Source organism: Cellulomonas sp. Leaf395, assembly GCF_001424125.1.
Taxonomy (GTDB): domain Bacteria; phylum Actinomycetota; class Actinomycetes; order Actinomycetales; family Cellulomonadaceae; genus Cellulomonas.
This window is the reverse complement of the sequence record NZ_LMQI01000002.1, coordinates 145,824-158,740: the sequence shown is the minus strand read 5'-3', so window position 1 is coordinate 158,740 and position 12,917 is coordinate 145,824. Positions and strand designations below refer to the sequence as shown.

General features: G+C 72.3%; 10 protein-coding genes. 9 read left to right on the top strand and 1 reads right to left on the bottom strand.

The genetic code is table 11. The features are described from left to right. Nucleotide 1: 1 nt before the first annotated feature. The 4 genes from nusA to rbfA all read left to right on the top strand — a co-directional run bounded on the left by nusA (nucleotide 2) and on the right by rbfA (nucleotide 5,042). Entirely contained in the window at nucleotides 2-1,072 is a 1,071-nt protein-coding gene (gene nusA, locus ASG23_RS05005; protein WP_056021163.1) for a transcription termination factor NusA, read from the top strand. Between the two features lie 116 nt (nucleotides 1,073-1,188). After that, complete coding sequence (locus ASG23_RS05000; RefSeq protein WP_082515842.1) at nucleotides 1,189-1,479, top strand: YlxR family protein; 291 nt, start codon at nucleotides 1,189-1,191, stop codon at nucleotides 1,477-1,479. A 148-nt stretch (nucleotides 1,480-1,627) separates the two neighbouring features. After that, nucleotides 1,628-4,516 carry a translation initiation factor IF-2 gene (gene infB, locus ASG23_RS04995; protein WP_056021157.1) on the top strand — a complete coding sequence of 963 codons (2,889 nt, stop codon included), beginning with the start codon at nucleotides 1,628-1,630 and terminating at the stop codon, nucleotides 4,514-4,516. An 82-nt stretch (nucleotides 4,517-4,598) separates the two neighbouring features. Beyond that, nucleotides 4,599-5,042 carry a 30S ribosome-binding factor RbfA gene (rbfA, locus tag ASG23_RS04990; RefSeq protein WP_056021154.1) on the top strand — a complete coding sequence of 148 codons (444 nt, stop codon included), beginning with the start codon at nucleotides 4,599-4,601 and terminating at the stop codon, nucleotides 5,040-5,042. 53 nt (nucleotides 5,043-5,095) lie between these two features. Here the strand turns inward: rbfA and ASG23_RS04985 are convergent, their stop codons facing one another. Next, nucleotides 5,096-6,529 carry an MFS transporter gene (locus ASG23_RS04985; RefSeq protein ID WP_056021151.1) on the bottom strand — a complete coding sequence of 478 codons (1,434 nt, stop codon included), beginning with the start codon at nucleotides 6,527-6,529 and terminating at the stop codon, nucleotides 5,096-5,098. Nucleotides 6,530-6,603: 74 nt separating this feature from the next. On the opposite strand from ASG23_RS04985, the gene ASG23_RS04980 reads away from it, so the two are divergent. The 5 genes from ASG23_RS04980 to rpsO all read left to right on the top strand — a co-directional run bounded on the left by ASG23_RS04980 (nucleotide 6,604) and on the right by rpsO (nucleotide 12,888). Continuing rightward, nucleotides 6,604-7,197, top strand: a complete 594-nt coding sequence (locus tag ASG23_RS04980) for a TetR/AcrR family transcriptional regulator (protein ID WP_235520890.1) — start codon at nucleotides 6,604-6,606, stop codon at nucleotides 7,195-7,197. After that, nucleotides 7,194-8,168 (top strand): tRNA pseudouridine(55) synthase TruB, encoded by a 975-nt coding sequence (truB, locus tag ASG23_RS04975; protein WP_056021148.1) that lies wholly within the window; start codon nucleotides 7,194-7,196, stop codon nucleotides 8,166-8,168. The genes ASG23_RS04980 and truB overlap by 4 nt, the downstream gene beginning before the upstream one ends. 119 nt (nucleotides 8,169-8,287) lie before the next feature. Further along, nucleotides 8,288-11,329: a glycoside hydrolase family 9 protein gene (locus ASG23_RS04970; protein ID WP_082515840.1), complete on the top strand. Its 3,042-nt coding sequence runs from the start codon at nucleotides 8,288-8,290 to the stop codon at nucleotides 11,327-11,329. A gap of 114 nt (nucleotides 11,330-11,443) precedes the next feature. Then, complete coding sequence (locus tag ASG23_RS04965) at nucleotides 11,444-12,526, top strand: bifunctional riboflavin kinase/FAD synthetase (RefSeq protein ID WP_056021144.1); 1,083 nt, start codon at nucleotides 11,444-11,446, stop codon at nucleotides 12,524-12,526. Between the two features lie 92 nt (nucleotides 12,527-12,618). Then, complete coding sequence (rpsO, locus tag ASG23_RS04960; protein WP_055922151.1) at nucleotides 12,619-12,888, top strand: 30S ribosomal protein S15; 270 nt, start codon at nucleotides 12,619-12,621, stop codon at nucleotides 12,886-12,888. The last annotated feature ends 29 nt before the right edge of the window (nucleotides 12,889-12,917 follow it).

Genomic DNA, 12,917 nt, shown 5'->3' with positions numbered 1-12,917 from the left:
GATGGACATCGACATGCAGACGCTGCGGCTGCTCGAGCGCGAACGGGAGATCAGCCTCGACGTGCTGGTCTCCGCGATCGAGCAGGCGCTGCTGTCCGCCTACCACCGCACGCCGGGCGCGCAGACGCGGGCGCGGGTCGAGGTGGACCGCAAGACCGGGCACGTGACGGTGTGGGCGCGCGAGGCCGCACCCGTGGGTGAGCCCGACGACGAGGGCATCATGCCGCCGCCCGGGCCCGACGGCCCCGAGTTCGACGACACCCCGGACGGTTTCGGGCGCATCGCGACCGCGACAGCCCGCCAGGTCATCGTGCAGCGCCTGCGCGACGCCGAGGACGACCAGGTGCTCGGCGCCTTCCGCGGCAAGGAGGGCGAGGTCCTCGGCGGGGTCATCCAGCAGGGGCGTGACCCCCGCACCGTACTCATCGACGTCGGTGGCACCGAGGCGGTCCTGCCCGCGCACGAACAGGTCCCCGGCGAGGAGTACGTCCACGGCGACCGGATCCGCGGCTACGTCCTCGAGGTCGCCCGCGGCCAGCGTGGCCCGCAGGTGACCCTGTCCCGCTCGCACCCGAACCTCGTGCGCAAGCTGTTCGAGCTCGAGGTGCCCGAGGTCGCCGACGGCACCGTCGAGATCACCGCGATGGCGCGCGAGGCCGGCCACCGCACCAAGATGTCCGTCCGTGCGACCGTCGCCGGCGTGAACGCCAAGGGCGCCTGCATCGGCCCGATGGGCGGCCGCGTGCGTGCCGTCATGGCCGAGCTGCACGGCGAGAAGATCGACATCGTCGACCACGCCGACGACCCGGCGGAGATGATCGCCCACGCCCTGTCTCCTGCCCGGGTGCTCTCCGTGACCGTCGTCGACCCCGAGGCGCGCTCGGCGCGCGTGATCGTGCCGGACTACCAGCTGTCGCTCGCCATCGGCAAGGAGGGGCAGAACGCTCGCCTCGCCGCCAAGCTGACCGGGTGGCGCATCGACATCCGTTCGGACGCCGAGGTCCCGGGGGAGCGCGAGAACGCGTCGCACGCAGCCCAGGGTGCCGACGACGGTGGGGACGGCAGTGAGTGACCTCACGTGTGACGCCGCCGGAGCCGCGGCGCGGTAGACTTGCTGCGGCTGGGCCGGATGTCCGGCTCCTCCCGTCGAGCCGGCGGACCCCACAGACACTCGAACGTGTCTCTGGCATGGGTCCGCTGCGCACGTGCGTGGGGTGCCGAGCCACCGGCCCGAGGTCAGCCCTGCTGAGGGTGGTCGCTGTCCAGGAGAGTGCAGGCGGGAGCCCCGCCGTTCTTCTCGTGGATGTCGGTCGCCGGATGCCGGGCAGGGGGGCATGGCTGCACCCCGATCCTGGATGTCTCGAGAAGGCCGAACGCCGGCGAGCGTTCGGGCGCGCCCTGCGAGTTGCGGGGCAGCCCGGCACGAGCGCGGTGCACCGCCACCTCGAGGAGCAGCAGGAGCAGGACGTCGTCGGGTAGTTCCCGGCGGCGAGGCCGATCGTCGATACGGAAAGCGGGTTGGAAGCCGATGGCTGCCCGATGAGCACGCACCGATGAGTACCCAGCGATGAGTACCCAGCACTAACGACGGTCCGACCCTGTCCGGGCGGACCGAGACAGGAGAGATGTGGCCAAGGTCCGCGTCTACGAGCTCGCCAAAGAGCTCGGGGTCGACAGCAAGACCATCATGACCAAGCTGAACGAGTTCGGTGAATTCGTCCGCTCGGCATCCTCGACCATCGAACCGCCGGTCGTCCGCAAGCTGCGGGACACCTACCCGGTCGGTGGCGGAGGTTCCGCCCCTGCAGCAGCACCCGCCCCGAAGGCACCGGCACGCCCGGCGCCCGCCCCGGCCGCTGCCGCCCCCACAGCACCCGCACCCGCTGCACCGGTCGAGGCCCCCCGGCCTGCGCCTGCAGCGGCTGCCGCGCCGGCAGCCCCGCAGGCACCGGCTCCGGCAACCTCCGCCCCGGCACGTCCGGCTCCCGCGCGCCCGGCCCCGGCCGCCGCGCAGGCCCCGGCCGCCGCGGCACCGGCTGCTTCCTCGAGTCCCTCGAGCCCGGCCGTCCGTCCCGGCCCGCGTCAGGCCCCGCCTGCCGCTCGTCCGGGCAACAACCCGTTCGCGCCGTCCCAGGGCATGCCCCGCCAGGGCGAGCGCCCCGGTGGCGGCGGTCCCCGTCCGCCGCGTCCGGGCAACAACCCGTTCGCGCCCTCGCAGGGCATGCCGCGTCCAGGTGACCGTGACCGTCGTCCCGCCGCCGAGGGTGCTCCGGCCGCCTCGGCCGGAGAGCGTCCGGGCGGTCCCCGTCCCGGCGGTCCCCGTCCCGGTGGCCCCCGCCCCAACCCGGGGATGATGCCGGGCAAGACCTCCAGCGGTGTCGGTCGCCCCGGCGAGCGTCCTGCTGGTCCTGGCGGCGGCCGTGGTGGCCCCGGCGGTGCCGGTGGCGGTGCGCGCGGCGGTTACGCCGGTCGTCCCGGCGGCGGCGGCGGTGCGCCCGGTGGCGCTCCCGGTGGCGGTGGCGGTTTCGCCGGTCGTCCCGGCGGCGGTGGCGGTCGTCCCGGCGGTGCCGGTCGTGGCAGCACGCAGGGTGCGTTCGGTCGCGCGGGCGGTCGTCCCGTCCGTGGCCGCAAGTCGAAGCGCGCGAAGCGTCAAGAGTTCGAGCAGATGCAGGCCCCCTCGCTGGGTGGCGTGCAGGTCCCGCGCGGCAACGGCAAGACCGTCGTCCGCCTGCGCCACGGCTCGTCGCTGAACGACTTCGCGGACAAGATCGACGCCAACCCGGCCTCGCTGGTCACCGTGCTGTTCCACCTCGGTGAGATGGCCACGGCGACCCAGTCGCTCGACGAGGACACCTTCGGGACCCTCGCCGTCGAGCTCGGCTACGTCATCGAGATGGTGTCGGCCGAGGAGGAGGACCGCGAGCTGCTCGGGGCCTTCGACATCGACCTGGACGCCGAGCTCGAGGCCGAGGGCGACGAGGACCTGACGGCACGGCCGCCGGTCGTCACCGTCATGGGTCACGTCGACCACGGAAAGACCAAGCTCCTCGACGCCATCCGCCAGACGGACGTCGTCGCGGGCGAGGCCGGCGGGATCACCCAGCACATCGGTGCCTACCAGGTGCACACCGTGCACGAGGGCCTCGACCGTGCCGTCACGTTCATCGACACCCCGGGCCACGAGGCGTTCACCGCCATGCGTGCCCGTGGTGCGCAGGTGACCGACATCGCGATCCTCGTGGTCGCGGCCGACGACGGCGTGATGCCCCAGACCATCGAGGCGCTCAACCACGCCCAGGCGGCCGGCGTGCCGATCGTGGTCGCGGTCAACAAGGTGGACAAGGAGGGGGCCAACCCCGCCAAGATCCGCCAGCAGCTCACCGAGTACAACCTGGTGGCCGAGGAGTACGGCGGCGACACGATGTTCGTCGACGTCTCCGCCAAGCAGAACCAGGGCATCGACCAGCTCCTCGAGGCGGTCCTCCTCACGGCGGACGCCGCTCTCGACCTGCGGGCCAACGCCGACAAGGCTGCTCGTGGTGTCGCCATCGAGGCCAACCTCGACAAGGGCCGCGGTGCCGTCGCGACGGTGCTGGTCCAGTCGGGCACGCTCGAGGTCGGCGACGCCGTCGTGGCGGGAACGGCCTACGGTCGCGTCCGTGCCATGTTCGACGAGCACGGCGAGCCGGTCACGATCGCCGGTCCGTCGCGTCCGGTCCAGGTCCTCGGCCTGACCTCGGTCCCCCGCGCTGGCGACACGTTCATCGTGGCGCCGGACGACCGCACCGCTCGCCAGATCGGTGAGAAGCGCGAGGCGGCCGAGCGTGCCGCACTCCTGGCCAAGCGTCGCAAGCGCATCAGCCTCGAGGACTTCACGCAGGCACTCCAGCAGGGCAAGGTCGAGACCCTCAACCTGGTCCTCAAGGGCGACGTGTCGGGTGCCGTCGAGGCGCTCGAGGACGCGCTGCTCAAGATCGACGTGGGCGACGAGGTCGAGCTGCGGGTCATCCACCGTGGGGTGGGTGCCATCACGCAGAACGACGTCAACCTGGCCACCGTCGACTCGGCGATCATCATCGGGTTCAACGTCAAGTACGCGGAGCGCGTCGAGGAGCTGGCGGACCGCGAGGGCGTCGACGTGCGCTTCTACTCGGTCATCTACCAGGCGATCGACGACGTCGAGGCAGCCCTCAAGGGCATGCTCAAGCCCGAGTACGAGGAGACGCAGCTCGGTACCGCCGAGGTGCGCGAGGTCTTCCGCTCGTCGAAGTTCGGCAACATCGCCGGCTCGATCGTGCGGTCGGGCCTCATCCGACGGAACTCGAAGGCGCGCATCACGCGTGGCGGCAAGGTCATCGGCGACAACCTGTCGATCGAGTCGCTCAAGCGGTTCAAGGACGATGCCACGGAGGTCCGCGAGGGCTTCGAGTGCGGTATCGGCCTGGGGTCGTTCAACGACGTCGAGACCGGCGACATCATCGAGACCTGGGAGATGCGCGAGAAGCCTCGCGCCTGACCCAGTGATCAACAGACCGCGGGGCGGGCGAGGAATCCTCCTCGCCCGCCCCGCGGTCTCTCACCACGAAAGGACAACGCCGATGGCGGACACCGCCCGCGCCCGCAAGCTGTCCGAGCGCATCCAGCAGGTCGTCGCGCAGATGCTCGACACCCGGATCAAGGACCCGCGACTCGGCTTCGTCACCGTGACCGACGTGCGCGTCACGGGTGACCTCCAGCACGCCGACGTGTTCTACACGGTGCTCGGAGACGACGCCGCACGCACCGACACCGCCGCCGCGCTGGAGAGCGCGAAGGGGATCATCCGGTCCGAGGTGGGCAAGCAGACCGGCATCCGTCTGACCCCGTCGCTGGACTTCCACCTCGACGCGCTGCCGGACACCTCCGCGCAGCTCGACGCCGCGCTGCTCGAGGCTGCCCGTCGCGACCGCGAGGTCGCCGCGCTGGCCGCCCAGGCGAGCTTCGCCGGCGACGCCGACCCCTACAAGAAGGCCGACGAGGACGTCGCCGAGTCGGACGACTGACACCGGCATGACGACGCCCCCGAGGAGATCTCCTCGGGGGCGTCGCGCTGTCCTCAGGCGGTCGCGCGACCGGTGCTGCGGGGCATCCAGAGGAGCACCATCAAGGCGCCCAGAGCGGTGACCGCCGCGGCCACGAGGGCGGCCGGCTGGAGCCCGGCGACGTAGCCGTCGGGGGTGAGGGTGCCGTCCGAGGCGGTGAAAACCGCCACGAGCGCGGCGACACCCAGCGCGCCGCCGATCTCCCGGATCGTCGAGTTCACGGAGCTGGCGGTCCCGTGGTCGTCGGGCGCCATGTCGAACAGGACGGCGGTGGCGCTCGGCGCGAACGTCAGGCCCATGCCGATGCCCGCCAGGGCGAGCCCGGGGACGAGGTCGGCGTACGCGAGGCCGTCGGTGGAGACGACGAGCCCTTGCCACGCCAGGCCCGCGGCCTGGAGGGCGAGCCCTGCGGCGAGCAGCGGGCGCACCCCGATCCGCGGAGCGAGCATCCCCGCGATGGGCGCGAAGATCATGGGCGCTGCGGTCCACGGCAGCGTGCGGACGCCCGCCTCGAGGGGCGTGTAGCCCATGCCGATCTGCAGGTACTGGGCCAGCAGGAACACGAGGCCGAAGACGCCGAACGAGAACAGCAGCGCGCTGGCGTTGGCCACGGCGAACGAGCGGACGCGGAACATCCGCAGCGGGATCAGCGGGTGGTCGGTGTGCGCCTCGCGGACCAGGAACGCGCCGAGCAGGAGGGCCCCGAGCAGCATCCCGCCGACGACGGTGAAGGAACCCCAGCCGTCGTCGTTGCCCCGGATGATCGCCCAGACGAGCGCAAGGATTCCCGCGCCCGCCAGGGCCAGTCCGGCAAGGTCGAGCGGCTGGCGTCGGCCGTGCGACTCGGGCAGCGCCCAGAGCACCAGCGGGATCGCGACGACGGCAACGGGGACGTTGATCCAGAAGATCGCCTCCCAGGAGATGCCGCCGACCACGGCGCCGCCGATGACCGGGCCGAGGGCGACGCCGAGCCCGGAGACGCCGCCCCAGATCCCGATCGCCATCGCGCGTCGGGCGGCGGGGACCGCGCCGGCGAGCAGGGTGAGGGACAGCGGCATGATCGCGGCGGCACCGGCGCCCTGGACGGCGCGGGCGGCGATGAGCAGCTCGGCGCTGGTGGCCAGTGCGGACGCGATGGAAGCGAGCGCGAACACGACGATGCCGGCGACGAACACCCGGCGACGGCCCCAGCGGTCGCCCAGGGTCGCGGCGGCGATCATCAGGGTGGCGAAGCTGAGCGTGTAGGCGTTCACCATCCACTGCAGCTGCTCGAGCGTGGCGGACAGCTCGGTGCGCAGGACGGGCAGCGCGGTGGTCATGACGAGGTTGTCGAGGGTCGCCATGAACATCGGGACGGACGCGGCGATGAGCGCGATGGCGGTGCCTCGGCGGCGCGCGGGTGGTCGCGCGACGGGCAGCTCCGCGGGTGCCGACAGCGTGGTGGTCACGGGAGGCTCCTTGATGGCATTGATTGATTACTAACAAGAGGAGACGGTAGGCATCGACTGATAACATGTCAACCATGTCTCTCGATGAGCCCGTCGACTGGACGGCGAAGAAGCCGGCCCAGCGCATGTCCGGCGCCCAGCGGCGCGCCGAGATCCTCGTCGCCGCGCGCAAGGTCTTCGCGGAGCGTGGCTACGCCGCCAGCACGGACGAGGTGGCCCGCGCCGCAGGCGTCTCCCAGCCCTACGTGGTGCGCTTGTTCGGTACCAAGCGCGAGCTCTTCCTCGCGGCGTACTCCGAGGCCAGCACCCAGATCCTCGCGACATTGGGAGCCGTTCCGGCGGGGCCGGACGCCGGGCACGCGATGGGGGACGCGTACGTCAGCCTGCTCGCCGACCGCGACCTGCTGCGGCTCGTCATGCACGGCTTCATCGCGGGCGCCGACGCGGAGGTCGGTCGCGTCGCGCGGCACACGCTGGGGGAGGCGTTCCGCCTGTTCCGGGAGCGGTCGGGCGCCGACGACGAGGCCGCCCGCGCCTTCGTCGCGCAGGGCATGCTCATCAACGTGCTGCTCGCGGTCGACGCGCCGGCGCACCGCGGCGAGGACGGCGGCATGGACGCGCTCGTGCAGTGCGTGCAGGACGGCATCGCTGAGCGGCGCACCGCGTGACGCGTTCCACGCAGGGGTCGACGGGGCGGTCGAAGGATCGGTCGACGGAGCCCCGACGGCCGACGGCCGCGGACGGCGTGGTCGTCGTCGACAAGCCCGCGGGGTGGACGAGCCACGACGTGGTGGCGCGCATGCGCCGCCTGGCGAGCACCCGCAAGGTCGGGCACGCGGGCACGCTCGACCCGATGGCGACCGGCGTGCTCGTCGTGGGTGTCGGCCGGGCGACCCGGCTGCTGACCTACATCGTCGGGGCCGACAAGGAGTACACCGCGACCATCCGGCTCGGGGTCATGACGACCACCGACGACGCCGAGGGGGAGGTCCTCGAGACGGTCGACGCCTCGGGCGTGACGCGTGCGGACGTCGTCGCGGGAGCCGCGGTCCTCACCGGCGCGATCCAGCAGGTGCCCAGCGCCGTCTCCGCCATCAAGGTCGACGGCCAGCGCGCGTACGCCCGGGTGCGCGCCGGCGAGGAGGTCGAGCTGACGGCTCGGCCCGTCACCGTCAGCAGGTTCGACGTGCACGGGGTGCGGGCGGCGCAGAGCGACGCCGGTTCGCCGGTCCTCGACGTCGACGTCACGGTCGTCGTCTCGTCCGGCACGTACGTCCGCGCCCTGGCGCGCGACCTCGGCGCCGGGCTCGACGTGGGCGGCCACCTGACGGCTCTTCGGCGCACGCGTGTCGGTGGGTACGGGCTGGACGTCGCCAGGTCGCTCGACGACCTCGCCGCACTGCCGGTGGACGAGCCGATCGACGTCGTGTCGCTGGCCGACTCCGCCCGTGCGACATTCCCGGTGCGAGAGCTGACCGCCGAGGAGGCCCGCGCCCTGTCGTACGGGCAGGCGATCGACGTGGTCGACGGCGACTCGGCGGGCACGGCGGCGGGGATCGACCCGGCCGGTGAGCTGATCGCCCTGCTGGAGGAGAGGGACGGCAAGATCCGTCCGGCGCTGGTCTTCGCTCCGGCCTGACCTGGCTCACGGGCGCGAGGACCACGACTCTTCCGATATGTCCGGTGAGCGACTACTCTGCGCGGAGCGTCACTGGCGCCCCACAGGGTCGTGGGAGCGCTCCTACCGAGGGAGACACCGTGGTTTCTCGCAGCATCTGGCGCACGGGCGCCGCACTCACCGCCGCCGCCGCGCTGGCCCTCGTGGGCCTGTCGCCCGCAGCGGCCGACGTCCCGGTCGAGTCGTTCGAGGACGGGCCGGGCGCCTGGGTGGCGTACGGCCACGACGGGCCCATCGACAGCAGCGGTGGGAGCTTCTGCGTCGACGTGCCCGCCGGATCGGCCCAGTACGGGGTCGGGGTGCTGCTCAACGGCGTCGCGGTGGAGCAGGGTTCGACGTACACACTGGCGTTCTCCGCGTCGGCCACGGTGGACGTCGCGGTCCGCGCGCTCGTGGGGCAGAACGGGGCGCCGTACGGCACCGTGCTGGACACGAGCCCGGCGCTGACCTCGGACCTCACGGACTTCTCGTACGAGTTCACCGCGGGCGCCAGCTACCCCGCGACGGCGACGCCGGACGACCCCGAGGGCCAGATCGCCTTCCAGCTCGGCGGCTTCAGCCCTGACGCCTGGACGTTCTGCCTGGACGACGTCTCGCTCTCCTCCGACGTCGAGCTCCTGCCGCACACCTCGTTCGCCGAGTCGCTGGGCCCCTGGGGGCTGTACGGCGGGTCTGACCCGGTGTTCGCCGACGGCGCGGTGTGCACCGCGCTGCCCGGCGGGCAGAGCAACCCCTGGGACGCGGGGCTCGCGTTCACCGGGATCCCGGTCGAGGAGGGCCAGAACTACGTCCTGACCTTCACCGCCAGCGCGACGCCCGACACCCCCGTGCGCGTCATCGTCGGCGAGGGCGGTGGTGCGTACCGGACCACGTTCGAGCAGGCCTCCGTGCCGCTGACCAGCGAGCTGACCACGTACACCTACCCGTTCACGGCGAACCTGACGTTCCCCGCCGACGGTGCGGCGCCCGGGCAGCTGGCCTTCCACCTGGGCAAGTCGACCGCGTACGAGTTCTGCATCTCGGACGTGTCGCTGCGGACCACGGCGAGCCCGCCGCCGCCGTACGAGCCCGAGACCGGGCCGCGCGTGCGCGTCAACCAGGTCGGCTACGTGCCCGAGGGGCCGAAGCGCGCGACCGTCGTGACCGACGCGACCGGCGCGCTTCCGTGGGAGCTGCGCGACGCGGCCGACGCCGTCGTGGCGACCGGCACCACTGCGCCCGAGGGTGCGGACGGGTCCACGGGCCTCGATGTGCACGTCATCGACTTCTCCGACGTGACCACGCCCGGCGCCGGGTACACCCTCGTCGCCGACGGGGAGACGAGCCGGCCGTTCGACATCGACGCCGACCTCTACCAGCAGCTCCGCCAGGACGCGCTCGACTACTTCTACCTCTCCCGCTCCGGAACGCCGATCGACGGCGCGATCGTGGGCGACGAGTACGCCCGCGTGGCGGGGCACGTCGGCGTCGCACCCAACCAGGGCGACACCGCGGTGCCGTGCATCGGGCCGCGCGACTACTACGACGGCTGGACCTGCGACTACACGCTCGACGTCACGGGCGGCTGGTACGACGCCGGCGACCACGGGAAGTACGTGGTCAACGGTGGGATCTCGGTGGCCCAGCTGCTCGGCACCTACGAGCGCACCCTGACGGCCGCTTCGGCGACCCCGGGGGCGCTGGGCGACGGCACCCTCGACGTGCCCGAGCACGGCAACGACGTGCCCGACGTCCTGGACGAGGCGCGCTGGGAGCTCGAGTGGATGCAGAAGATGATCGCGCCGTCCGGCGAGTACGCGGGCATGGTGCACCACAAGATCCACGACGAGGGCTGGACCGGCCTGCCGCTCCTCCCGGCAGCGGACCCGCAGAAGCGGTCGCTGGCGCGGCCGTCGACGGCCGCGACCCTCAACGTCGCTGCGGTGGCCGCACAGGGGGCCCGTCTGTTCCGCGAGCACGACCCGGCCTTCGCCGACTCGCTGCTCGCCACCGCGCGCTCGACGTGGGCGGCGGCGCTCGCCCACCCGGCCGTGTACGCGCCCGCAGCGGCGGGGTCCGACGGCGGCGGCCCGTACGACGACAGCAACGTCGCCGACGAGTTCTACTGGGCGGCCGCCGAGCTGTTCCTGACCACCGGCGAGGACGCGTTCGAGCAGTTCGTCCTCACCAGCCCGCAGCACACCGCGGACATCTTCACGCCCGACGGCTTCAGCTGGGGGAGCGTCGCGGCGCTCGGCCGGATCGACCTGGCCACCGTGCCGAGCGACCTGCCGGGACTCGACGCGGTCAAGGCGTCGGTCGTCGCCGGGGCCGACGGGTACGTGGCCGGCCAGGCGGCGCACGCGTTCGGCTCGGTGTACTCGCCCCCCAGCGGCCAGTACGCGTGGGGCTCGAGCTCGTCGGTGACCAACAACCTCGTCGTCGTCGGCGTCGCGTACGACCTCACGGGCGACCAGAAGTACAGCCGGTCGGTGCTCGAGGGCATGGACTACCTGCTGGGCCGCAACGGCCTCAACCAGTCGTTCGTGACCGGGTGGGGCGAGGTGGCCTCCCACCAGCAGCACAGCCGCTGGTTCGCCCACTCGCTCGACCCGGCGCTGCCGGAACCGCCGCCCGGGTCGCTGGCCGGTGGTCCCAACTCGTTCACCGGCACCTGGGACCCGACGATGCAGTCGACCTTCACGCAGGGCTGCGCCCCGGCGATGTGCTACCTCGACGTCATCTCCTCCTGGGCGTCCAACGAGATCACGATCAACTGGAACTCGTCGATGTCGTGGGTGGCGTCGTTCGTCGCGGACCTGGGATCCGGCGCACCCGCCCAGGTGGCTCCCGTCGTCACGGAGCAGCCCGTGCCGGTCCGCGCGAAGCTCGGGTCGATGGTGACGTTCACCTCGGCGGCCACCGGCAACCCGGAGCCGACGGTCCGCTGGCAGGTGCGTTGGTTCGGCGGCCCCTGGGTCGCCGTGCCGGGCGCGACGAGCACGACGCTCAGCGTCAGGGCCACCCCGCTGCGCGTCGGCACGGAGTACCGGGCGGTCTTCACCAACGAGGTCGGTACCACGGCGACGAACCCGGCCCGGCTCACGATCGTCCTGCCGGGGCACCACAGGAATCCCTCGTAGATCCGCAAGGCCACCCGGCGCGCGCCCTCGATGGCGTGCGCCGGGTGGCCGGGATGGCAGGCTTGTCCGTCGAGCCCGCGATCGCACGCGGCGCACGGACGACGAGGAGCAGGTGTGCAGGTCTGGAGGGAGCTGTCCGACGTGCCCGCGGACTTCGGTCCGTCGGTGGTGACGATCGGCAACTTCGACGGCGTCCACCGCGGTCACGTCAGCGTGCTGCGCCGGATGTGCGCCGACGCCGCGGCGGCGGGCGCGCAGGCCGTGGCCGTGACGTTCAGCCCGCACCCGCAGCAGGTGCACCGGCCGGACACCGCGCCGCCGCTGCTCACGGGCGACGCCGACCGCCTCGAGCTCCTCGAGCAGACGGGTCTCGACGCCGTGCTGCTGCTCGAGTACACCCTCGAGTTCTCCCGCCAGTCACCCGAGGAGTTCGTGCAGCGGTACCTGGTGGACGTGCTGCACGCGCAGACGGTCGTCGTCGGGCGCGACGTGCGGTTCGGCTGGAACAACTCCGGCGACCTGTCGACCATGGTCGACCTCGGACGCACGCACGGGTTCGACGTCGAGGTCATCGACGACGTGACGCCTGCCGCGTCTGCCGACCCCGGCAGCGCGGAGGACCGAGCGGCGGACCCGCTGCGGCGACGCTGGTCGTCGACGTGGGTGCGCGAGCTGCTCGACGCCGGCGACGTCGTCCAGGCGGCGCGGGTGCTGGGCCGCCCGCACCGCATCCGAGGGGTCGTCGTGCACGGCGACGCGCGGGGACGCGATCTCGGTTTCCCGACTGCCAACCTGAGCCAGGACGCCCAGGGCATGGTGCCGGCGGACGGTGTCTACGCCGGCTGGCTCCGTCGGGTGCTGCACCCCGACGGGAGTGCCGTCGACGTCGCCGACGTGGACCGGGTCCTGCCTGCCGCCGTCTCGATCGGCACCAATCCGACGTTCGACGGTGTCCAGCGCCGGGTCGAGGCGTACGTGCTGGACCGCACGGACCTCGACCTCTACGACGAGGTGGTCGTGCTCGAGCTGGTCGAGCGGCTGCGACCGACGCTGAGGTTCGACTCGGTCGACGAGCTGCTCGTGCGGATGCACGACGACGTCGAGCGGGTGCGGGAGATCCTCGGAACGGCACCGGGCGCGCAGCCTGCTGCGGATGCCAGTGCGGATGGCAGTGCGGGTGGCGTGCCCGCAGCCTGATAGTCTATGGGCGCCGTACGAACGGCCGCGGACAGAGAGAGCCCGGGTGGACATGCCCCGGCGCACCGCGCAACGAGACAACCTGGAGAACCGTGCCGCTCGAAAGTGCCGTCAAGCAGTCCATCATGACCGAACACGCCACCCACGAGGGTGACACCGGTTCCCCCGAGGTCCAGATCGCGATGCTCACGCAGCGCATCAAGGACCTCACGGAGCACCTCAAGACCCACAAGCACGACCACCACAGCCGCCGCGGCCTGCTGCTGCTCGTCGGCAAGCGTCGTCGCCTGCTGGGTTACCTCCAGAAGGTCGACATCAACCGCTACCGCAGCCTCATCGAGAAGCTCGGCCTGCGCCGATAACGCCTCGCACCAGCCCGGACCCGCTCAGG

Excerpts from the sequence above, each read along its gene's own strand:
- ASG23_RS05000 (WP_082515842.1), top strand. The coding sequence starts at position 1,189 with ATGGGTCCGCTGCGCACGTGCGTGGGGTGCCGAGCCACCGGCCCGAGG.
- nusA (WP_056021163.1), top strand. The coding sequence starts at position 2 with ATGGACATCGACATGCAGACGCTGCGGCTGCTCGAGCGCGAACGGGAG.
- rbfA (WP_056021154.1), top strand. The coding sequence starts at position 4,599 with ATGGCGGACACCGCCCGCGCCCGCAAGCTGTCCGAGCGCATCCAGCAG.
- ASG23_RS04980 (WP_235520890.1), top strand. The coding sequence starts at position 6,604 with ATGTCTCTCGATGAGCCCGTCGACTGGACGGCGAAGAAGCCGGCCCAG.